The sequence below is a fragment of the Brachybacterium sp. GCM10030268 genome (assembly GCF_042666305.1).
Classification (GTDB): Bacteria; Actinomycetota; Actinomycetes; order Actinomycetales; family Dermabacteraceae; genus Brachybacterium.
In genome coordinates this window covers 159,623-180,532 of the sequence record NZ_JBHTCW010000005.1, presented here as the reverse complement: position 1 = coordinate 180,532, position 20,910 = coordinate 159,623, and the positions used below count along the sequence as shown (strand labels likewise).

Sequence of the window (20,910 nt, the reverse complement as noted above, 5' to 3'; positions counted from 1 at the left end):
GGCCCGGTCAGCCGGTGAACAGCTCCGCGGCGCGGATGGCGGTCTGGAACAGGCCGTAGGCCAGGGCGATCACCACGGCGACGGCGAGGAACACGGCCGCCGCGGTCTCCGCCGGAGTGCTGGACTCGCGTGCGGCGCCTCCGCTCGCCCCACCGGCGCCGCTGCCGGTCTTCGCCTCCGTGGCTCCGGCGCGGTCGGCGCGGGCCTTCTCGGCGACCACGCTCTCGTCCTCGAAGTGCGTGGAGCTCATGGCGCGGATCAGCAGGTTCGCCACGAAGCCCACCACCAGCACGCCCACCATGACCCACATGGACAGGCGGTACAGGTCCATGCCGTCGTGGCCGGCGGCGGCCTGCGATTCGACGATGCTGTTGACGATCAGCGGCCCGGCGATGCCGGCCGCGGACCATGCCGTCAGCAGCCGGCCGTGGATCGCGCCGACCTGGTACACACCGAACAGGTCCTTGAGATACGCGGGGACCGTGGCGAAGCCGCCGCCGTAGAAGGAGATGATCACCAGCGCCGAGATCACGAAGATCGCCAGCGAGGTCGAGCCGACGGTCGCCAGCACCAGGTACAGCGCGGCGCCGACGGAGAGGTACAGGGCGTAGTTGACCTTGCGTCCCAGATAGTCCGAGGTGGTGGACCAGATGAACCGGCCGGCCATGTTGGCGATCGACAGCAGGCCGACGAACCCGGCCGCCGCCGCGGCACCGATGCCGAACCCGTCCTGGACCATGGGCGAGGCGTTCTCGAGGATGCCGATGCCGGCGGTGACGTTGGTGAACAGCACGATCCACAGGAACCAGAACTGCGGGGTGCGGATGGCCTGCTTCGCCGAGACCGCGCCGCGGGTCTGCGCCGCATGGGCGCTGGCCTGCTCGGGGCTCCAGCCCGTCGGCTTCCAGTCCGGGTGGGGCAGGCGGACCACGTAGGCCCCGGCCGCGATGACGATCAGGTAGCACACGGCCAGGGTCACGAAGGTCGGCGTGAGTCCCGCGACGAGGTTCTCGGCCTCGGGGCCGCCCCCGTACAGCGCCATCAGCCGGTTCGAGGCGGGGCTGGCGATGAGCGCGCCGCCGCCGAATCCCATGATCGCCAGTCCGGTGGCCAGGCCGGGCCGGTCGGGGAACCACTTCATCAGCGTCGAGACCGGCGCGATGTACCCGATGCCCAGGCCGATCCCGCCGATCACCCCGTACCCGAGGTAGACCAGCCACAGCTGGCCGGTGGAGATGCCGAGGGAGGAGACCAGGAAACCGGCGACCCAGAACCCGCCCGCGGCGACCATCGCCATGCGCGGGCCGACGCGCTCGACCCACGTGCCCAGCACCGCCGAGGAGATGCCGAGCATCGCGATGGCCAGGGAGAAGATCCAGCCGACGGCGACCTCGCCGACGTCGAAGCGGCCCTGCAGCGGCGACTTGAAGACGCTGAAGGCATAGACCTGGCCGATCGAGAGGTGGATGGCCAGCGCCGCCGGCGGGATCAGCCAGCGATTGAAGCGGACGGGCGCGATGATCGCGCTGCGATCGAGAACGGACATGAGGAGCCTCCGGGGACAGGGCCGGCATCAGCGGTGATGCCGCGCGGCTGAGGTGCTGCCTGACGCGGCGCCCACGATACGTCCCCGGGACCGGTCAGTCGGACCGCGCGGCGTGACGGCCCGCCGCGATCGCCGCGACCAGCGTGACCGCGGACAGCGCCACCAGCACGACGCCGGGATGCCACCACGCCTGCGCCGTCCAGGCGCCCAGGCCCGCGGTCGCCAGCGGCACGAGCCCGCTGACCGTCGCGGCCGCGGCGTAGCTCAGCGACAGCGCCGACAGGCGGAACCGGGCCGGGAAGAGGTCGCTCATGAGCCCGCCGAGCGCCGCCCAGGACATGGTGGGCAGAATGCCGCCGATGACCATCATCGCCACCAGCACCCCGAATCCGGCCGACTGCAGCAGGAGGTACATCGGGAAGGCGATCAGCGCCGTGCCGGCCGCTCCGAGGCCCACCACCAGCGCCGAGCCGATGCGCGCCGCGAGCGCCCCGAACAGCGGGATCGTCACCAGCTGCAGGAGGGCTCCGATGGTGGCCGCGGTCAGCAGTTGCAGATACGGGTAGCCCAGCACTGCCGAGCCGTAGTTCATCGTGTAGGTGTTCATCAGCGCATAGGAGCCGATGCCCAGCTGGGCGGCGCCGATCGCGATGACCAGGGCCAGCGGCCGGGAGCGGAACATCTCGGCCAGCGGGATCCGTTCGCGGCCGCCCTCCCGCGCCAGCCGCATGAACACCGGCGTCTCCTCGACCCGGCGCCGCAGGTAGACCGAGACCAGCAGCAGCGGGATCGCCAGCAGGAAGGGCACGCGCCAGCCCCAGCTGCTCATCGCCGATTCGGGCAGCGTCACCGAGAGCACGATGAACACCGCCGCCGAGAGGATCGAGCCGATGGGGGAGCCGAGCTGCGGGATCGCCGCGTAGAAGGCGCGCTTCAGCGGGCGGGAGTGCTCGGTCGCCAGCAGCACCGAGCCGCCCCACTCGCCGCCGAGCGAGATGCCCTGGACCAGGCGCATCAGCACCAGGCCGATCGCACCGAACCAGCCAGCCTGGGCGTACGTGGGCAGCAGCCCGATGAGCCCGGTGGCCACGCCCATCAGCGAGACGGTCCACAGCAGAGTGGCGCGCCGCCCGATCCGGTCACCGAGGTGCCCGAAGATGAGCGCCCCGACGGGCCGGATCACGAAGGAGACCGCGATGGTGCTGAACGACGCCAGCGTCGAGCCGGCCGGGCCCAGGGGCTCGAAGAACAGCGGGCCGACGAAGAACGCCGAGAAGTAGGCGTAGAGATAGAAGTCGAACTGTTCGAGCGAGGTGCCGACCATGGAGGCCCAGGCGATGCGCCACGGGGAGCGCGCGGCGGAGGACTGCGGGGCAGCCGTGGTGGTCATGAGGTCTCGCTTCCTGCCGCGACCGGACGCGGCGCTGACCAGCCTAGAAACCCTGCAGGCTCCGTGGTCGCCTTCGCGATAGGGCTCACACTCCGGTATCGGCTCTCTAGACTCACCCGGGTGAGCGCCACCGACACCACCGTTCCCGCACCCGTCCGTCGGGCCGTGATCCTCGCGCGCGGCCTCGGTACCCGCATGCGCAGGGCCGACAACGCCGCGCAGCTCGACCCGGCCCAGGCCGCCGTGGCCGCCAGCGGCGTCAAGGCACTCATCGACGTGGGCCGCCCCTTCCTCGACTACGTCATCTCTGCGCTCGCCGACGTCGGCGTCACCGAGGTGTGTCTGGTCATCGGCCCCGAGCACGATGCGCTGCGCGAGTACGCCGCGGCGGTCAGCGGTGGCCGGGTCACCGTGACCACCGCCATCCAGGCCGAACCGCGCGGCACCGCCGACGCCGTCGCAGCCGCCCGCGGCTTCGCCGGCGACGAGCGGGTCATCGTCGTCAACTCCGACAACTACTATCCGCGCGAGGCCCTCGCCGCGCTCGCCGCCGCCCCGGGCACCGCCCTGGTGGGCTTCGATCGTGCCGCCATGGTCGAGCGCTCCAACATCCCCGCCGACCGCGTGCGCGCCTTCGCCCTCGTCGCCACCGACGAGCACGGCCACCTGCGCGACATCGTCGAGAAACCCGACGAGCAGACCCTCGCCGCCTACGGTGAGGATGCGCCCGTGTCCATGAACGCCTGGCTGTTCACCCCCGCGATCTTCGACGCCTGCGCGCGCATCGAGCGGTCCGTGCGCGGGGAGTACGAGATCATCGACGCCGTGCGGCTGCTGGTGAGCGAGGGCGAGAGCGTCACCGTCGTCCCGTCGGCCGCCGGGGTGCTGGACATGTCCTCCCGCGGCGACATCGCCTCCATGCAGGAAGCCCTCGCCGGGATCGAGGTGCGGCTGTGACCGACGCGCTGACCGCGCTGACTCGAGCCGCCCGCGATGCACCGCAGCGGACCCGCTGGTTCGTGCCCGGCCGCATCGAGGTGCTCGGCAAGCACACCGACTACGCCGGCGGCCGCTCCCTGCTCGCCGCGGTCGATGCCGGGCACACCGTCACCGCCGCGGCCCGCGCGGACCGCCTGCTGCGGGTGCGCTCCGAGGAGGCCGGTGAGAACGTCACCCTCGATCTCGATCGCCTCGAGGAGCCGACCGGCGAGGCCGACGGGCACTGGGGCGGCTACGTCCGCACGGTCGCCGCCCGGCTCGCGGCGAATTTTCGCGGCCGCCTGCGCGGCGCCGACCTCACCGTGACCACCACACTGCCGCTGGCCGCGGGCATGTCCAGCTCCTCCGCGCTCGTCGTCGGCCTCGCCCTCGCGCTGATCGACCTCTCCGGCCTCGCCGCCGAGCCGGCCTTCGCCACCGCGATCACCACGCCCGAGCAGCTCGGCGAGTACCTCGGCACGGTCGAGAACGGGCAGAGCTTCGGGGAGCTGAGCGGCCACCGCGGGGTGGGGACGTTCGGCGGCAGCGAGGACCACACCGCGATGCTCTGCGGGGTCCCCGGCGCCCTGGTCCAGTACTCCTTCTGCCCCGTCCGCCACGAACGCACGGTGGCTCTGGGGGACGAGCTCGCCCTGGTGATCGCCGTCAGCGGGGTGGAGGCCGCCAAGACCGGCGCCGCCCGCGAGGACTACAACCGGGTCTCTCTCGCCGTGGGCGAGATCCTGCGTCGCTGGCAGGAGGACACCGGCAGGCACGACGCTTCCCTTGCGGCTGCGATCGGCAGCGGGCCCGCGAGCGTTCAGCGCCTGCGGGAGCTCGCGGCCGACGACGGCTACCTCGCCGGGCGCCTCGAGCAGTTCCTCGCCGAGTCCGAGCGGATCGTCCCCGCCGCAGCACTCGCCCTCGAGGAGGGCGACCTCGCCGAGTTCGGGCGCCTGGCCGACGACTCCCAGGCCGGCGCCGAGAGGGGCCTGCGCAACCAGGTACCCGAGACGATCACCCTGCAGAGACTGGCCCGGGAGCTGGGTGCCCACGCCGCGAGCGCCTTCGGAGCGGGCTTCGGCGGGAGTGTCTGGGCCCTGGTCGACGCCGTGGAGGCGGAGCAGTTCGCCGGTCGCTGGCTGGAGGCCTACCGGGCGAGGCACCTCGAGCGGGCCGGGACGGCGTCGGCCGCCATCACGCGCCCCGGCGCGGCGGCCCATCGGGTGACAGACTGAGGCCGTGAGCACGCCGATGAACAACTCCCTGCCCTGGCCCACCGAGGCCCCTGTCCTGCCCGTGCTGTCGGTACGGCCGGTGCTGGATCGGATCGATTCCCTCGCCCGCACCCATGAGCAGGACGTCACCCTGATCCCGGGTCTCGCCATGACCGAGGAGGAGGTCGCCGCGGACCCGCCGCCCGCGCTCGAGCAGGTCGCCGATGAGCTCGGCGGCATCGAGCTGTGCGGCCAGAGGGTCCTGACCCTGCAGATCGAGGACCGCACCGACGTCGGCCCCTACACGCTGCTGGGCGAGGCCACCTCGTTCTACCCGCTGTACGAGACGCCCGATGCCGCGGTGATCCTCACGATCGATCCCGACGGAGCGCCCGGCGCCGTCTACGGCATCGGCGAGGACCTCGCCCTGTACCTGGCCGCACCGAACCTGGGCGGCTATCTGGAGCGTTTCGCCGATGCCCTCGAGGCCACGCTGAACGCCCTCGCCGAGCGCGACGACGAGGGCGAGGCCCGTACGGAGGCCGCCGAGCAGCTCATGGAGGGCCACCTGTTCGCCGAGATCCTGGGCATGGACGAGACGGCCGACCCGGTCGAGGTGCCTTTGCAGGCCCCGGCCACCACGGACATCGTCGACCTGCCCGGACATGCCGTCGCCGTGGCGGATCTGCGCGAGGCACCCCGCGGCGCCCGCGTCGACCTCATCGACGCCGATGTCCCCGGCGACCCGCTGGACCTCCACGTCATCTGGCGCGAACGCGGCCGGATCGTGGTCCTCGCCGGCTGACCCGCGGGCGCGCGGTCCTCAGGCTCGGGGCCGGCGGGCCGAGGCCGTGACCGCGGCGGCGACCAGGGTCAGCACGGCGCCGGTGATCGTCAGCGGTGTGAGGTGCCCGGGCGCGGCGATGGCGTCGATGACGACCGAGGCCACGATCTGGCCGGCGATGGTCGACATCGCCAGGGTCAGCACGCCCAGCGGGCCCGCCAGATAGGCCGCCATGGCGATGAACACGACGCCGATCGGGCCGCCCAGGTAGAGCAGCGGGTTCGCCGGCAGCGCCTCGGGCGGCCCGGCGACGAGCACGTGCGCCAGCGCGGCCAGACCCAGTGCCGCCGTGCCGACCACGAAGTTGCCCAGCGTGGCGACCATGAAATGGCCGCTGTGCTGGGTGACGCGACCGTTGGTGGCCTGCTGCAGGCCCATGGCGACGCCGGCCACCATCGGCAGCGCGAGCAGATACCAGGGCGCCTCGGTGCTGATCCCGCGCGACATCGCCAGGATCACGGAGACCACCATCAGGCCGGCACCGATCAGGCGCATCGGGGTCAGGTGGCGCACGCCGCCGGGGCCGAGCCCCACCCGGTCCACGACCAGCCCGGTCACCGTCTGACCGGCGACCACGCAGACGATGAACAGCGCCACCCCGAGCAGCGCCACGGAGAACGACTGTCCCAGCACGTACGTCGCCCCGCCCAGACCGCCGATCGCGAGGTACCAGGGGAAGGCCCCGGTGCGCAGGTCCCGCCAGAACGTGCCGGAGAGCCGCCGCAGGCGCGGCATCAGGGCCACCAGCACCAGGATCAGCACGAGACCGGAGCCGAAGGAGATGACGGAGGCGACGAAGCCGTCCTCGAGCTCGGCGGCGAGGTCGGAGTTGATGCGTGCCTGGGTGGCGCCCATGACGCCGCCGACGACGGCGGCCGGGACGGCCCACCACGGGGCGTGGGACGCGGAGGGGGTCTGCGGGGAAGTGCCGGTCACGATCGCTCACTGTACGACCGCGGGCGGATCCGCGAGAACTGCCGATGGCATGGGTAGTCCTCCCCATGGCCGCCATCGTGCGACGGCCATACGGTGGAGCCATCACACGGGGAGCATCACGGGGCGTGGTGTGGGGATGAGGGAGACGAGGGGCCGATGAATCACTTCTGGGGGGCGGACACCGAGGCCTTGCGGTCGGTCGGGTCCATCTACGTGCGCAGAGCGGAGCTCCTGGCCGATCTGGAGGCGAGGCTGTCCTCGACCATCGACACCATCGAGTGGGTGGGCGAGGACGCCGACGCGTTCCGCGCCGACTGGACCGGCAAGGTCCGGCCGGGCCTGCAGGACTGCTCCGTCGAGCTGCGCCACCACGCGCGCCGTCTGATGGGTCATGCCGACGAGCAGGAGGCAGCCTCCACTGTCGACGGCCCGACGTCCAGCGGCGGCGGAGGCGGCGCCGGAGGTTCGGGTGGCAGCGGCAGCGGCGGCGGCAGCGGCGGCGGTGCGGGCGCGGGCAGTCCGGGCGGCTCGACCGGCGGCAGTTCTGGCGGCCCAGGTGGCGCCGGCGTGGGCCTGGCAGAAGGCGTGTTCGGAGGCGACGACGGCATGGCGGGGATGCTGCGCGAAGCACTCAGCACCCCGGAGGGCCGGGCCGCGTTCCAGGGCGGGCTGCTGGGCAGCCTGACCGGCGGAATGCTGTCCGGCATCCTGGATCGCGCTCTCGATTCCGGAATGGGTCTGCAGGATCTGCTGACCGGCCTCGGCCTCGGCGGAGGCCTGGGCAACGTGATCGGCAACGGCCCGCTCACCGACGGCACCTCTGCCGACAGCACTTCGGGCGGCAGCGACAGCTCCGGCACCAGCGGCAGCGACTCCAGCGGCGCGGGCGACGGCAGCGGGGGCGGCGGCTCAGCCGGAGGCAGCGGCGGCGGCTCAAGCTCCGGTGGCGGCGCCGGCGGCGGCGAATCCGGAGGCGGCGCCGGGGAGGCGCTCGGCTCCGAAGCCGCAGGCACCGAGGGCGGAGGCCCGTCGGGCGGTGGTGGCATGCCGATCGGGATGCAGGGTCTCGTCGACGGCGGGGAGTCCAGCGGCGCCACCACCATGGGCGGACGCATCGAGATCGCCGGTGGCGACGAGGGCGGCTCCCTCCTGGACCGGATCCTCGAGATGATCGGCGACGTCATGGGACCGGGCGAAGGCAGCGGCCCGGCCATCGGCGAGAGCATCGGCCACTCCACGCAGGAGCATCGCGGCTGACGGGCCGGCAGGGTCTATCCTGAGAGGTCCGGTCGCCTCACCTCAGGAGCAGCGCCATGACCTCGTCCAGCACGGACACTCCCGCCCCGGTCCTCGTCCTCGTTCCCGGCGCCGCCGGGGCCCCGACCGACGGCGGCGATCTCTTCGTCCTCGCCGACCCCGACGCCCCTCAGCTCTCGGTCACGGACCTGGTCGCCACCCGCGGCGACGGCGTCTTCGAGACGATCGGCGTGTTCGACGGCAAGGCCGTCAACGTCGGCCCCCACCTGGAGCGACTGGCACGCAGCGCGTCCCTGGCCGAACTGCCGGAGCCGGACCAGCAGACCATCGCCCAGGCGATCGACGCGGCGATCGCGGAGCACCCGGCGGTGCCCGAGCTGACCGTTCGCGTGATGCTCACGCGCGGCATCGAGGGCACGGGCACCCCCACCTGCTGGATCCACGCCCGCGTCTCGGACGACTGGACGCCGTACCGCGCCGGCATCCGCGTCGCCGCGCTGGACCGCGGCCTGTCCACCACCGTCACCGAGACCAGTCCCTGGCTGCTGCCGGGCGTGAAGACCCTCAGCTACGCCGTGAATATGGCCGCGACCCGCGAGGCCCGGCGCCGCGGCGCCGACGACGTCCTGTTCGTCTCCACCGACGGCTACGTCCTCGAAGGGCCGACGTCCACGCTGCTGGTGCGCCACGGCGACACCTACAGCACCACTCCCGTCAGCGCGGGCGTGCTGCCCGGCACCAGCGTGACCAGCCTCTTCGACGTCCTGCAACGCGAGGGCACGCAGACCCGCGAGCAGCTGATGGCCCCTGCCGACGTGACCTCGGCCGACGGCGCGTGGCTGCTGTCCTCCACCCGCCTGGCCGCGCCGATCTCCCACCTCGACGACCAGCAGCTGCCCGTGGATCTCGAGCTCACCGCCCGCTTCCAGCAGGTGCTGAAGGGGCAGGCCTGAGAGCTCAGCGGTCGATGGTCGACATGTCGCCGTAGCGCTCGCCCGCCACGGCGTCCCGCGGCACGGCCTCGACGAGCTCCCTCAGCGTGGCGGCATCCAGCGTCACGTCGGCCGCGCCGACATTCTCCTCGAGGTAGCGCACACGCTTCGTGCCCGGGATCGGCGTCACGTCCTCGCCCTGGGCGAGGACCCAGGCCAGGGCGAGCTGGCCCGGGGTGCAGCCCACGCGCTCGGCGATCGCCCGCACTCGCGCGACCAGCTCCAGGTTGGCATCGAGCGCCGAGCCCTCGAAGCGCGGGAACCGGCCGGCGGCGCGGCTGTCGCCGTCCTTGAGCGTCGAGCGATCGATGGCGCCGGTGAGGATGCCGCGGCCCAGCGGGGAGTAGGGGACCAGTCCGATCCCGAGGTCGCGGAGGGTCGGCAGGATCTCGTCCTCGATGTCGCGGGTGAACAGGGAGTATTCGGTCTGCAGGGCCGTGATGGGGTGGACGGCGTGGGCGCGGCGGATCGTCGCCGCGGAGGCCTCCGACAGCCCGAGATGGCGGACCTTCCCGGCCTCGACCAGCTCCTTCATCGCTCCGACGGTCTCCTCGATCGGGACCTGCGGATCCACCCGGTGCTGGTAGTACAGGTCGATGTGGTCCAGGCCGAGCCGCTGCAGCGAGGCGTCGCAGGCGGCGCGGACGTACTCGGGACGGCCGTTGATGCCGACCATGGAGCCGTCGGCCCGTCGTTCGTTGCCGAACTTCGTGGCCAGCTGGATCCGATCGCGGGCCAGAGGGGCGGAGGCGATGGCCTCGCCCACGAGCTTCTCGTTGGTGAACGGGCCGTACATGTCGGCGGTGTCGAGGAAGGTGACCCCGAGGTCGAGGGCCCGGTGGATGGTGGCGATGCCGCCGGCGTGATCGGGGGTGCCGTAGAACTCCGACATGCCCATGCAGCCGAGGCCGAGGGTGGAGACGGTGAGCGGGGAGGCGGTGCCGAGAGTGCGCTGTGTGATAGTCATGGGTCCAGACAACTCCTTGGAGCGCGCTCCACGTCAAGCGCGTCCTCGTAGATACCGATCTTCTGCTCGATCGCCCCGAGGTGGGCGGTGACGTCGGCGAGCTGGGTGAGCACGACCTGCCGGTGGGCCTGCAGCAGCTCGAGCCGTTCCTGCTCGTTGCCCGCCCCCGCCCGCACCAGATCGGCGTACCGGCGGATCTCGCGGATCGGCATGTCCGTCGCGCGCAGCCTCGTGATCAGCGCGATCCAGGCGAGGTCAGGGTCCTCGTAGCGGCGCTGCCCGCTGGCCGAGCGGGGCACGGGCCGCAGCAGCAGGCCGGCCCGTTCGTAGTAGCGCAGCGTGTCCGAGGTCAGGGCGAGCTGCCCCGCCGCATCGGCGATCGCGATCCCATCGGTCATGATCCGAGTGTGACTCCTGGAGCGCGCTCCAGGGCAAGGCGCGTGCGGGGATCAGGCGCGGGCGAGGATCTCCCGGGCCAGCTCGGCGTCGACGATCACGGTGTCGATCGCCCCGCTGCGCAGCACGCCGCGCACCCCGGGGGCCTTCTCGGCGCCGGCCGCGACGCCGACCACCTCGGGGATCCGCAGCAGCTCGGAGAAGGTCACCGCGAGCACCCGCTGGTCCGTCGGCGCCCCCAGCGGCACCCCGTGCGCATCGACGAACCGCCCGCACACGTCGCCCACGGGGTCCTGCGCCTCGAACGCGGCGCGCTCGGCCTCGCTGAGGTTCATCAGCGAGACGATGTGCGGGGAGGAATGCAGGCCCACGGATCCGATGCCCACCAGGGCGAGCTCGACCTGCGCGGCGGCGGCGAGCACCTTCCCGATGCTCGACTCGGAGCGCAGGGTGGCCGCCGTGGTCGCCGATTCCAGCACCGCCGGCGCGTACAGGGTCTCCGGTCGCGCACCCAGCCGCGAGGCGAGCACCCGGAGCACAGAGTCACCGGAGTCGAACTGGTCCAGCGCGCTGTGCCCGCCCACCAGGGGCAGCACGCGGGGCGTCGGCCGCAGCTGCAGGGCATCGAGCTGGGCGATCACGTTCTGGACCGTCTGCCCCCAGGAGACGCCGATGCCGCCCACGTGCGCGGCCCGTTCGGCCAGCGCCGCAGCACCCTGGCGGGCCACCGCCTCCATCGCGGTGGTGCGCGGCGCCGAGACGACATGGGCCTCGCGCAGGGAGAACGCCGCCCGCAGCGCCGCCTCCAGGGCCTCGTCACGCCGCGGAGGTCCCTCGGGGTCGTGGATCGCGATCTCGACGATTCCGCGGTCCCGCGCCTGGGTGAGGATCCGGGAGACGTTCGAGCGCGAGAGCCCGAGCTCGTGGGCGACCTCCGTCTGCGAACGGCCCTGCTCGTAGTAGAGCCGGGCCGCCCGCACGATCACGGCGGTGTCGCGAGGTGCGGGCATACGGTTCTCCTGGGACGCGCGGGAACGGATCCGCCCAGCGTACGCAGGGCCGGGGCGAGGGGATGACAGAATCTGTGGCACCGACCCGGGAGGCCCCATGACCACAGATCCTCGTCACCGCGACCCTGCTGCGCCGCGCCTCGAGCTCGGCGTCGTCCTCTCCGGCCTCGACGTGGCCAGCGCCGAGGACGTGCTGCGCACCCTGGCCGGACGGCTGCTGGACGACGGCGCGGTGACGCCCGGCTTCCCCGACGCCCTGCACCAGCGCGAGCTGCGCTACCCCACGGGCCTGCCGACGCCGATCCCCACCGCGATCCCGCATGCCGATCCCGAGCATGTCCTTGTCCCCGGCCTCGCGCTGGCGACCCTGGCCCGGCCCGTGCCGTTCGGGGAGATGGGCGGCAGCGGCGGCACCGTGGACGTGCAGCTGGTGGCCATGCCCCTGCTCCGCGACGCCACGGAGCACGTGGCGACGCTGCAGCGACTGGTGGGCGTGCTGCGGGACGAGTCGGCCGTCGCGGATCTGCTGGCCGCGGCCGACGACGAGCAGCTGCGCGAGCGCGCGATGGCACAGCTGGGTAACGTCGACCCTGGCCAGAGAGAGGAGGATCGCGCGTGAGCTCACCGCGACTGGGAGTGAAGGCGCTGATCGTCCGCGATGCGCACGTGCTCATGAATCACTACATCGATCCCGACGGCAGCGATGTGTACGCCCCGCCGGGCGGCGGCCAGGAGCACGGCGAGGACCAGGTGTCGGCGCTGATCCGCGAGTGCCGCGAGGAGATCGGGGCACTGGTCGAGGTTCACCAGCTGGCCTGCCTCTACGAGCTCCTCATCCCGCCGTTCCACCAGGTCAGCGTGGCCTACTGGGCCGGCCTGGTCGAGGGCGAGGAACCGGGTATCGGCACCGAGCCGGATCCGGGGCAGGTGGGCACCGCCTGGCTTCCCCTGGATCGCCTCGCCGAGTACCGCTTCCATCCCGTCGAACTCGCCCGCTGGCTCGAGTCCGATCCCAGCAGCCGGCCCGTCTCGCTCGGGGTCTGCGCGGCCTGACGCCGGGCGGACCAGCTCCCGGGGCCGGGAGGAAAACGCTAGCCTGGGAGTCGCCGACTCACCTGTTTCATCACGAGGAGAATCATGCCCAGCTCGCCCTCCATCCCCTTCCACGACGGCCGTTCGATCCCGCAGCTCGGGTTCGGCGTCTGGCAGGTGGAGAACTCCGTGGCCACCGACGTCGTCGCCCAGGCACTCGAGGCCGGCTACCGCCACATCGACACCGCCCGCGGCTACAACAACGAGGCCGGCGTCGGCCAGGGCCTGAAGTCGGCGGGTCTCGCGCGTGATGACGTGTTCGTGACCTCGAAGGTTCCCAACCAGGACCAGGGGCGCGAGAACACCCTGCGATCCTTCGACGCCACCATGGAGGATCTCGGGCTCGAGGAGCTCGATCTCTACCTGATCCACTGGCCGGCCCCCGCCAACGGTCTCGCGGTCGAGACCTGGAAGACGTTCATCGAGCTGCAGGAGCAGGGCCGTATCCGCTCCATCGGCGTCTCGAACTTCCGCATCGAGGACCTGGAGAAGGTGGAGGCCGAGACCGGTGTGCGGCCGGTGCTGAACCAGATCGAGCTCCACCCCTACTTCAACCAGCCCGAGCTGCGCGAGTTCCACGCCTCCAAGAACATCGTCACCGAGTCCTGGTCGCCGCTGGGCCAGGGCGGCGGCGAGCTCACCGACCCCGTGGTCCAGGAGATCGCCGACAAGCACGGCGCCTCCACCGCGCAGGTCGTCATCGCCTGGAACCTGGCCCTCGGCAACGTGGTGATCCCGAAGTCCGAGACCCCCGAGCGCATCGTGTCGAACTTCGCCTCCCTCGAGGTCGAGCTCGCCGACGACGAGATCGAGGCGATCACCGCTCTGCACAAGGGCGAGGCAGGCCGCCGCGGCGGCAACCCCGGCGAGTTCGGCGGTCGTCAGGGCGCCTGAGCCCGGACGACGGCTCGCACGAGCCGACCTGGTCAGGGACGGATGTCGGTAGGGTTCGAAGAATGTCGATCCCGACCGCCCCCGTCCCTGACCAGGCTTCGGTGTCCCACTGCCTGCTCGACGCGCACGGCCGGGAGCTTTCGGCCGTCGGTGCTGAGCACCCGTACTACGCCGCCAGCACGATCAAGCTGCACGTCCTGTGCGCTGCTCTGTTCGCGGCCGACCGCGGCGAGCTGGATCTCGACGCCACGGTCGGGTCGGCGCGGACCTTCACGGGCGCCGACGGGCAGGCATTCACCCTCGGCGGGGACCACCTCGATCCGACCCATCCTGGCGAGGGCGAGCGAATCGCGGTGCGCGAGCTGGCGGTTCGGATGATCGACCGCTCGAGCAATGAGGCGACGAACCATCTCGTCGAACTCATCGGCCTCGACGCAGTGGCCGCGGCGATCAAGGATCTGGGACTTACGGCCACTCGCGTCGAACGGCTCATCGGTGACAAGGGCGCCATCGATGCCGGCGCGACCAACGAGACCAGCGCCAGGGATCTTGCCGTGACGATGCGCGCACTGGTTGGAGCGGGGTCCGGCCTTTCGCGAGCGTCTCAGCAGCTGGCACGGGAAGCGCTGCGTGCTCAGCGCATTCCCGTGATCGGAAAGGCTCTGCGGCATGGAGTCGAGTGGGGGTCGAAGTCCGGCTGGGTCGAGGGTTATCGCCACGACGTCGCGTACGTGAGCAGCCCCGCCGGACCTGATACGCGTTTCCTGGCGGTCTTGACGGCCGGAATCGGCCAGGACGACGCCGACGCACAGATTGCCGACCTGGTTCGCACACTGCTCCCGGACCGCGCAGCCTGAACCCTGCTCCTGGGCACTGCCGTGAGAGCCGTCAGAACGGTGGTGGTTCGTCGTCCTCCGGGCTGGGCGGCGGTGGTGGTGTGGGGTCGGGGCGTTTGCCGAGGAATCTGCGTTCGCGTTCGCGGCGCTTCTCGGTGGTTCGTTCGGCGTCGGAGCGTTGGGCGTCGCGTTCTTGGGCCCGGGTGGCGTGCTCGCGGACTCTCTCGTGGTGGTTCCAGGCGGTGTTGAGGGCGGCGACGAGGTGTGGGGTGGCGAGGTCGGTCTCTTCGCGGGTGCGGGCGCGGGCGGCGAGGTCGATGCTCCACCGGGTCTCCAGCGGCCCGCCGTTGCTGCCGTGGAACGGGTCGGCGCGGTCGTGCCCCTTAAAAGTATTGCTGTCGTCGTTTTCGGGCCCAGCGGCACGACCGGTACCACTGGGGTTCCCGGGACCCCTGGGATCGGGTGCCGGGTTTCCTGGGCCGCCCTCGTTATCGGGCATGCTGCCGCCGCTGGGCGCGCGGGTGTTTCCGGTGTCGCGTTCGGGGTCTATTCGGCGACTGGTTTTCAACTGGTGGTGGCGCCAGCATAATCGGTGGAGATTGACGAGGGTGGTGAGGCCGCCGGCGGTGGGGTGGTGGTGGTTGAATTCTTGGATGTGGTCGTTCTCGGCGCTGAGGGCGGTGGCTTTCCGGCACCCGGGGGCGGCGCACACGGGGTGGCGCAGCCGCAACTGCTGACACATCTGCGCGCTGGGTTTGTAGGTGGTGGCGGCGGTGGGCAGGAACGCTCCGGTGGCGGGGTCGGTGAGGATCCGGTGCCAGGTCGCATCCTCGTTCGCTGCCAGCACTCTTGCTTGTTCGGCGGGGATCGGGGTCTGGCCCTCGATCAGCCCGGGCGCGTTCGAGGCACCGAGGAGGGTGAGGGCGGGGACGGTGACGTTGAGGGTGAACTGTTGGCCGCGTTCTTGGACCGGGTCGATGCTCAGCATCGAGTGGGTCAGCACCGCATACCGCAGCTCTGCGAGGGATTTGGCGCGGCCGCGTTCGCGGAGGTCTTCGTCGATGTCGAACGGCAGTGGGCCTTCTTGGCCGTCGCGGAGGGCTTGGCGCTGTGCTTGTTGGACGGTCAGGGCGGAGGTGTCGATGCGGTGCATGAGCGCGATGATCTCGGGGATGGGCCCGGTGATCAGCATGGTCGCCGTCCCGCACCGCTCGTCATCGATCTCCACCGCCACCTGGCGTTTGGCCTCGGGTGGTTCAGGGAGGGCGTCGGCGGTCAGCAGATCGATGAGGTATCTCAGGCGGCGGTCGAACTGGTCGCGGGAGATGTTCGCCAGATCCCACGAGGAGACATGGGTATCGACGATGTGGATCTTCTCGTCGTTCAGGGCCGCGGTTTTGCGTAGCAGGTGGCGGTGCCAGTCCTCGGGGAGGTCCCCGGCGTCGAGGAACGCGAACACGGCGGGGAGCTGGTCGATGGCGCGGTGGGCGTGGCGGATCATGGTCTCGGCGCGGCTGGTGGAGCAACGCATCGCAGTGGCGAGTTTCAGCGCGACCAGGTCGGAGTCCTCCACGGATCCTGCCGCCTCGTCGTCGGCGGTGAAGAACTCACAGATCCGCTCGAGCTGGCGGGCGTAGGCGGTGGCCTGGGCACGGAGGGCGGCATGGATCGCCTGCACTCGATCGGCCTGCTCGCTGCCGGGCTCGGCTTCGGCGGCCTCGAGGATCCGCTCTTCGGTGAGGGGTTTGCGGGCTCGCAGGGGCGGCACTGTCGGCATCTCGGGCTCGGGTTCCGGCGCAGTGTCCGCAGGGCCGGACGCGTCATCGGGGCCGGCATCGTCGGGTGGATCGGGAACTTCACCGGAGCCAGGAGCGTCATCCGAGCCGTGGCCTTCGCTCGTCCCGGGAGGAGCGGTCGCCTCACGTGCATCCGCAGAGTCAGCAGCATCCGTGCCCGGGGAGGGCTCGCCAGCGTGGTCTCGTTGCAGTTCTTCCTCGCCCATGACCAAACCCCCTCCCTTTCCCTGACAGTGCCGCACCCCCGGAAATATCCGGCCCCTGCGACTGTCCCCAGTTTATCGACTCGAACACCAATCCGAAAGAGATCCGCGAGATCCGGAGAAATTTGTGGATGAGTGACCACTGTGGAGGAACGATGGCGGCGTCGAATGTGGACGAATGGCCACTGTGGAGGAACAGCGAGGCGTCAATGTGGACGAATTGCCACTATGCAGGAATGACAGTTTACGTCCACGCGATTTACCACATCTGAGCGGCGTCAACAGTATGGGTGTGGAAAACCTGCCATTGTGGAGGAAAGGCGCATCGGGTCGCCGTGAGCACCGGATCGGACGGCCCACGAGCACTGCGCCGGGCGTCGTCACCGGCACTGAGCCGCACACCGCCCCAGACACACATCGGCACCTGCCGGCGCGCGCTCAGGGAGCGCACCGTCAGGTGCCGATGGGGCACGAACGTGGTGTGGGGCTGCACGGGGCAAGGGGCCCGCCGGACCGGTGGCCCGCCGGACCGCTGGCCCGTCGCCCCGCTGGCCCGGCGACCCGCCGCTGGCTCAGCCGGCCAGAGCCACGCGCCGCGCTCCGGCGTACTCGCCGGTCGGGTCGTACTCGGTCAGCGACATCTGCTCGACGCTGCGCGAGGCGTTGGGTGCCTGCATGATCATGTCCTCGCCCAGGTAGAGGGCGACGTGGCGGATCGAGTCGCCGCCCGGCTCGGTCGCGAAGAACACCAGGTCGCCGCGCTGGAGATCCTCCCGCTCGACCGGCTCGAGCCCGGAGTTGTTCATCTGGGCACCGGCATCGCGGTTGATGGTGATCCCGTGGTGGTGGAACAGCGTGTAGGTGTAGCCGGAGCAGTCGAACCCGTAGGCGCTCACGCCCGCCCACAGGTATCGCAGCCCCAGGAACCGCTCACCGGTGGCGACGATGTCCTCCACGGTGGGCAGCGGCGGCTGCTCGCCGTGCTCGCGGACCACCACGTCGTCGGCCGGCAGGTACGCCGCCCGGGCGCCGGGAACCGCGACCTTGACCGCCTTCCCGGTACGGCCGAGCACCGGCAGGATCGTGTCGAAGGAGACCGGGATGCTCGGATGGTTGCCCGACGGGGTCCCCGTCAGCGTGCTGGTCAGCGCCGTGACGGTCGCCGTCGGCGCGGAGCCGGCACGGGCGGCGAAGTCACCGTCGGCCACCAGATGGATGGTGGGCACCCAGCCCGGGTAGCCGCGCGGGTCGCGCGGGGTGGGCTGCGCGGTCACCACGATCTTCGCCCAGTCGCCGTCGATCTCATCGACGATCACCTCGCTGCCGAGCACGGCCTGGGACTCGAGCTCGCCGGTCAGCCAGCGCCGGGTCTCGGTGTCCTGCATGTTCGCGTTCCAGGCATCCAGATCGACGGGGTTGGTCAGCGAGGGGTCGTCGATCCCGGGACGGTTCGTGCGCGGATCCACCCACAGAGTGGTGGCCGTGACGGCGACATGGGCGAGGCCGCCCGGAGTGAGGCCCTCACCAGGGGCGGGGAGCCCCGCGGGGGCGGTGTCGGCGGGAGCGGCGACGGCGGCGGGCGCGACGGAGGCCAGCCCCGCGACGGCGAGGCCGGCGGTACCGGTCGCGGCGAGACGCAGACCATCGCGGCGGGTGAGACGGACAGCGGGGGAGTGCGTGGACATCAGGTTCTCCTTCGAGGTGTCCCCGGCAGGGCGAGGACGGCAGATGGTGGGTCCAGGGTGCGACGGGTGGGCGCGGTCGGGCGCGACACCCGGCATGGGCACGGTGCTCACGTATCACCCCCATCCTCATCGGCCCGCAGCCGCTGGAGTCCCAGGCCGGGACCGCCGGTCAGGCGCAGCCAGCCGCCGCTCTGGGTGAAGCCGCCGGGGGGAGAATCGGAGGCGAACCAGAAGGGCGGGTCCAGGTCGATCATCGTGATCGCCGGGTGCGCGATCGCGACGTGCGCGGCCGCAGTGATCGAGATGCGCGGCTCCATCATCGCGCCGATCATGCACTCGATGCCTGCCGCCTGGGCGACGTCGGCGATGGCGAGGGCCTGCGGGATGCCGCCGGTCTTGGCCAGCTTGATGTTCAGCAGGTCCGCGGCGCCGGCCTCGACGAGCCGGTGGGCGTCCTCGACGGACCACACGGACTCATCGGCCATGATCGGCAGCTCGACCGCCGCCGCCACCCGCGCCATGCCCTCCACGTTGGCGGCCGCCACGGGCTGCTCGACCAGGTCGATCGGCAGAGCGTCGATCTCGAAGCCGGTGATGATGTCGATGGCCTGCTCGGGGCTCCAGCCCTGATTGGCATCCAGTCGCAGACGGGCCGACGGGGCCGCCGCGATGACCGCAGCCAGCCGGCGTCGGTCCTCATCGATGTCGTGGCCGAGCTTGATCTTGAGGATCTCCTCGCCGCCGGCCACCGCGGCGCGAGCCCGCTCGGCCATCACCTCGGGCTCCTCGAGCGAGACGGTCATGTCGTTCATCAGCCCGTCGTCGGCGCGGCCGCCGAGCAGCTCCACCAGGGGAGAGCCGGCCGCGCGGGCCCAGGCGTCGTGCAGGGCCACGTCGCACGCCGCCCGGGCACTGGTGCCGCCCTCGAGGGCCCCGGCGATCCGGGCCGACAGCTCCGCGACGGTGCCCCGGGCGCCCTCCAGCGCCTGCCGGAGGGGGCCGGAGAGGGCCTCGGCGATGGAGTCGGCCGATTCGCCGGTGACGGCGACGGTCTCCGCCGCGGAGCCCTGGCCGACGATGCCTCCGGCCAGCTCGACCTCGGCGACGACGTACTCGACGGCCTCGGTGCGGCGGGCGGCGGTGACGAAGGGACGGCGCAGAGGAGCCCGGTGGCGATGCTGACGCACCGCGAGGATGTGGAGCTCTCGTTCTCGGGGATCGGGTGCGGTGCTCACAGTGCCGACATCACCTGGGCCGCGGCGAGACCGATGAAGGTGCCCGCGAACGATCCGATCAGTGCGTAGAGGATGCCGACGGGGACCAGCTGCCGGTTGAAGGCGCTGGCGACCACGGGCGCCGAGGCGATCCCGCCGATGTTCGCCGTCGAGGCCACGGCCAGCGAGAACAGCTCGGTCCTGGTCAGCTTCGCGTAGACCACCATGATCACGGCGTGGATGGCGAGCACCAGCAGGCCGATCAGCAGGTACAGCGGCGCCTGGGTGAGGGCCGAGAAGTCCGAGCCGGAGGCGATCTGGCCGATCACCACGAACAGCATCAGCGTGGCGACCTCCTGGGTGCCCGCGGTCTTCCCCAGTGGGGTGACGGCGACGATCAGGCCCAGGACGGAGACGATGAGGATCGTCCAGGTGGTGCCGGTGACCACGTCGCCCCATTCGGGCAGCAGGCCGCCGATCCAGGTCACGACGGTCGAGACCAGGATCGAGCCGAAGATCGTGATGGCCAGCGAGACCACGGTGACCGGCCGCTTCTCCTCCTCCAGCACGCCCATGTGGGAGTCGAGGTGGGAGGTGTCGGCCTTGGTCCACCGGTTGAACCGCGGCGAGGCGGCGACCGAGGCGAACATGATCATCAGCCACAGCGAGTACATGATCGTGTCGGTGATCAGGGCGTAGCCGAAGATGCTCTCCGGCGCCTGCAGGATGTCCTGGATCGCGACCATGTTGGCGCTGCCGCCGGTCCACGAGCCCAGCAGAGCACCGAGCGCCTTCCACGACTCCTCGTGCAGCGCCGCCTGGAAGACCAGGAAGACGAGGACCATCGCCAGGAACAGCGAGGCCGCGGCCACGAAGTAGGTCAACAGCAGCTTCGGGCCGAGCCGGATGATCTTGCGCAGGTCGCAGCCGAAGAGGAACAGGAAGATCATCGCCGGCAGCAGGACGTCCTTGACCTGGGCGATGGGCCCCCGGGTGGCGTCGTCCTGGCCGAAGACGCCGAGGGAGTTGAGGGTCGCGCACAGCAGGTACATCAGCACCATGCCGGGCACGAAGCGGAAGAACTTCCAGCCGGTGGTGCGTTCGAGCACGATCAGCACGCCGGAGAGTCCGAGCAGGACGCCGAGCATGAGTAGGCCGTCGGTGATCACGAGAAGGGTCCTCTTCGTCGGGGGCGGTCGGGGGTCGGGACCGGATTCGGGGACAAAAAAATCGGAAGCACCAGCGAGCGCCGCCTCTTCCGAGGCGCGTTCACGGTGCTTCCGACGGGATCCGGTTCGGTGAGGTTCCGGGCGGACGGTGAGTTATGCGGTGATGCCGGCCGACAGATCGCGGTACTTCGCAGCGGCGTTGCGCACGGACGTGGCGAGCGCCCTCTGCGAGGACCCGTGGTACCTGTCGGTGATCGACTCCACCAGGGCGTCATCCTCGAGCAGCGAACGGCCCACCAGCAGCTCACGCACGAACTCGACGGTGAGAGTCAGCGTGGCGGTGCAGTCCGCAGCCCGGATGACGTGCGTCTCAGTATCGACGATGAGGCCGATGAAGAACAATCCCCACTGCGACGTGATCGGATTGTTGCTCGGCGCCTTGGCCTCGCCGGTCAGGTAGATCGTGGTCCCCATGGGGCGAAGCTTAT

General features: G+C 71.1%; 20 protein-coding genes. 9 read left to right on the top strand and 11 right to left on the bottom strand.

Annotation, left to right across the window (positions count from 1 at the left end; translation table 11 throughout):
• Positions 1–7 precede the first annotated feature (7 nt).
• Positions 8–1,546, bottom strand: coding sequence for an OFA family MFS transporter (locus ACFQRD_RS09820; RefSeq protein ID WP_377804032.1), 1,539 nt, complete (start codon positions 1,544–1,546; stop codon positions 8–10).
• Between the two features lie 94 nt (positions 1,547–1,640).
• Positions 1,641–2,936: an MFS transporter gene (locus ACFQRD_RS09815; protein ID WP_377804030.1), complete on the bottom strand. Its 1,296-nt coding sequence runs from the start codon at positions 2,934–2,936 to the stop codon at positions 1,641–1,643.
• Positions 2,937–3,056: 120 nt separating this feature from the next.
• Here ACFQRD_RS09815 and ACFQRD_RS09810 point away from each other — a divergent pair, with 120 nt between their 5' ends.
• From ACFQRD_RS09810 to ACFQRD_RS09800, 3 genes are read left to right on the top strand one after another with little or no spacing between them, the layout of a single operon-like run.
• The gene (locus ACFQRD_RS09810; RefSeq protein ID WP_377804028.1) at positions 3,057–3,893 is read left to right on the top strand and encodes a nucleotidyltransferase family protein; all 837 of its coding nucleotides are present in this window, start codon (positions 3,057–3,059) and stop codon (positions 3,891–3,893) included.
• Positions 3,890–5,152, top strand: a complete 1,263-nt coding sequence (locus tag ACFQRD_RS09805; protein WP_377804027.1) for a galactokinase family protein — start codon at positions 3,890–3,892, stop codon at positions 5,150–5,152. Before ACFQRD_RS09810 ends, ACFQRD_RS09805 begins: the two co-directional genes overlap by 4 nt.
• Before the next feature lie 4 nt (positions 5,153–5,156).
• A complete protein-coding gene (locus tag ACFQRD_RS09800; protein WP_377804026.1) occupies positions 5,157–5,936 on the top strand; it encodes a hypothetical protein in 780 nt (259 codons plus the stop codon).
• An 18-nt stretch (positions 5,937–5,954) separates the two neighbouring features.
• Here the strand turns inward: ACFQRD_RS09800 and ACFQRD_RS09795 are convergent, their stop codons facing one another.
• Complete coding sequence (locus tag ACFQRD_RS09795) at positions 5,955–6,911, bottom strand: DMT family transporter (protein WP_377804025.1); 957 nt, start codon at positions 6,909–6,911, stop codon at positions 5,955–5,957.
• A 156-nt stretch (positions 6,912–7,067) separates the two neighbouring features.
• Between ACFQRD_RS09795 and ACFQRD_RS09790 the strand changes: the two genes are divergently transcribed.
• Both ACFQRD_RS09790 and ACFQRD_RS09785 read left to right on the top strand, forming a co-directional pair.
• On the top strand, positions 7,068–8,168 hold the full coding sequence (locus ACFQRD_RS09790; RefSeq protein ID WP_377804024.1) for a WXG100 family type VII secretion target: 1,101 nt from the start codon (positions 7,068–7,070) through the stop codon (positions 8,166–8,168).
• Between the two features lie 56 nt (positions 8,169–8,224).
• The gene (locus ACFQRD_RS09785) at positions 8,225–9,121 is read left to right on the top strand and encodes an aminodeoxychorismate lyase (RefSeq protein ID WP_377018858.1); all 897 of its coding nucleotides are present in this window, start codon (positions 8,225–8,227) and stop codon (positions 9,119–9,121) included.
• 4 nt (positions 9,122–9,125) lie between these two features.
• Here the strand turns inward: ACFQRD_RS09785 and ACFQRD_RS09780 are convergent, their stop codons facing one another.
• From ACFQRD_RS09780 to ACFQRD_RS09770, 3 genes are read right to left on the bottom strand one after another with little or no spacing between them, the layout of a single operon-like run.
• A complete protein-coding gene (locus ACFQRD_RS09780) occupies positions 9,126–10,121 on the bottom strand; it encodes an aldo/keto reductase (RefSeq protein WP_377804093.1) in 996 nt (331 codons plus the stop codon).
• A 2-nt stretch (positions 10,122–10,123) separates the two neighbouring features.
• A complete protein-coding gene (locus ACFQRD_RS09775) occupies positions 10,124–10,525 on the bottom strand; it encodes a MerR family transcriptional regulator (protein ID WP_377018859.1) in 402 nt (133 codons plus the stop codon).
• A 51-nt stretch (positions 10,526–10,576) separates the two neighbouring features.
• A complete protein-coding gene (locus ACFQRD_RS09770) occupies positions 10,577–11,533 on the bottom strand; it encodes a sugar-binding transcriptional regulator (protein ID WP_377804023.1) in 957 nt (318 codons plus the stop codon).
• A gap of 97 nt (positions 11,534–11,630) precedes the next feature.
• Here ACFQRD_RS09770 and ACFQRD_RS09765 point away from each other — a divergent pair, with 97 nt between their 5' ends.
• The 4 genes from ACFQRD_RS09765 (at position 11,631) to ACFQRD_RS09750 (ending at position 14,376) form a co-directional block, all read left to right on the top strand.
• The gene (locus ACFQRD_RS09765; RefSeq protein ID WP_377804021.1) at positions 11,631–12,152 is read left to right on the top strand and encodes a PTS sugar transporter subunit IIA; all 522 of its coding nucleotides are present in this window, start codon (positions 11,631–11,633) and stop codon (positions 12,150–12,152) included.
• Positions 12,149–12,586 (top strand): NUDIX domain-containing protein, encoded by a 438-nt coding sequence (locus ACFQRD_RS09760; protein ID WP_377804019.1) that lies wholly within the window; start codon positions 12,149–12,151, stop codon positions 12,584–12,586. The genes ACFQRD_RS09765 and ACFQRD_RS09760 overlap by 4 nt, the downstream gene beginning before the upstream one ends.
• Before the next feature lie 84 nt (positions 12,587–12,670).
• Entirely contained in the window at positions 12,671–13,519 is an 849-nt protein-coding gene (locus tag ACFQRD_RS09755) for an aldo/keto reductase (RefSeq protein ID WP_377804017.1), read from the top strand.
• Positions 13,520–13,581: 62 nt separating this feature from the next.
• On the top strand, positions 13,582–14,376 hold the full coding sequence (locus tag ACFQRD_RS09750; RefSeq protein ID WP_377018866.1) for a serine hydrolase: 795 nt from the start codon (positions 13,582–13,584) through the stop codon (positions 14,374–14,376).
• A gap of 31 nt (positions 14,377–14,407) precedes the next feature.
• On the opposite strand, the gene ACFQRD_RS09745 is transcribed toward ACFQRD_RS09750, so the two are convergent.
• From ACFQRD_RS09745 to ACFQRD_RS09725, 5 genes are all read right to left on the bottom strand, one after another.
• Entirely contained in the window at positions 14,408–16,132 is a 1,725-nt protein-coding gene (locus ACFQRD_RS09745) for a DUF222 domain-containing protein (RefSeq protein ID WP_377804015.1), read from the bottom strand.
• A 794-nt stretch (positions 16,133–16,926) separates the two neighbouring features.
• Positions 16,927–18,039 (bottom strand): NlpC/P60 family protein, encoded by a 1,113-nt coding sequence (locus tag ACFQRD_RS09740; protein ID WP_377804013.1) that lies wholly within the window; start codon positions 18,037–18,039, stop codon positions 16,927–16,929.
• Positions 18,040–18,146: 107 nt separating this feature from the next.
• Entirely contained in the window at positions 18,147–19,274 is a 1,128-nt protein-coding gene (locus ACFQRD_RS09735) for a dipeptide epimerase (RefSeq protein WP_377804011.1), read from the bottom strand.
• On the bottom strand, positions 19,271–20,422 hold the full coding sequence (locus tag ACFQRD_RS09730) for a DUF819 domain-containing protein (protein ID WP_377804009.1): 1,152 nt from the start codon (positions 20,420–20,422) through the stop codon (positions 19,271–19,273). Before ACFQRD_RS09730 ends, ACFQRD_RS09735 begins: the two co-directional genes overlap by 4 nt.
• A 153-nt stretch (positions 20,423–20,575) precedes the next feature.
• The gene (locus ACFQRD_RS09725; RefSeq protein WP_377018871.1) at positions 20,576–20,896 is read right to left on the bottom strand and encodes a DUF3870 domain-containing protein; all 321 of its coding nucleotides are present in this window, start codon (positions 20,894–20,896) and stop codon (positions 20,576–20,578) included.
• Between the last annotated feature and the right edge of the window lie 14 nt (positions 20,897–20,910).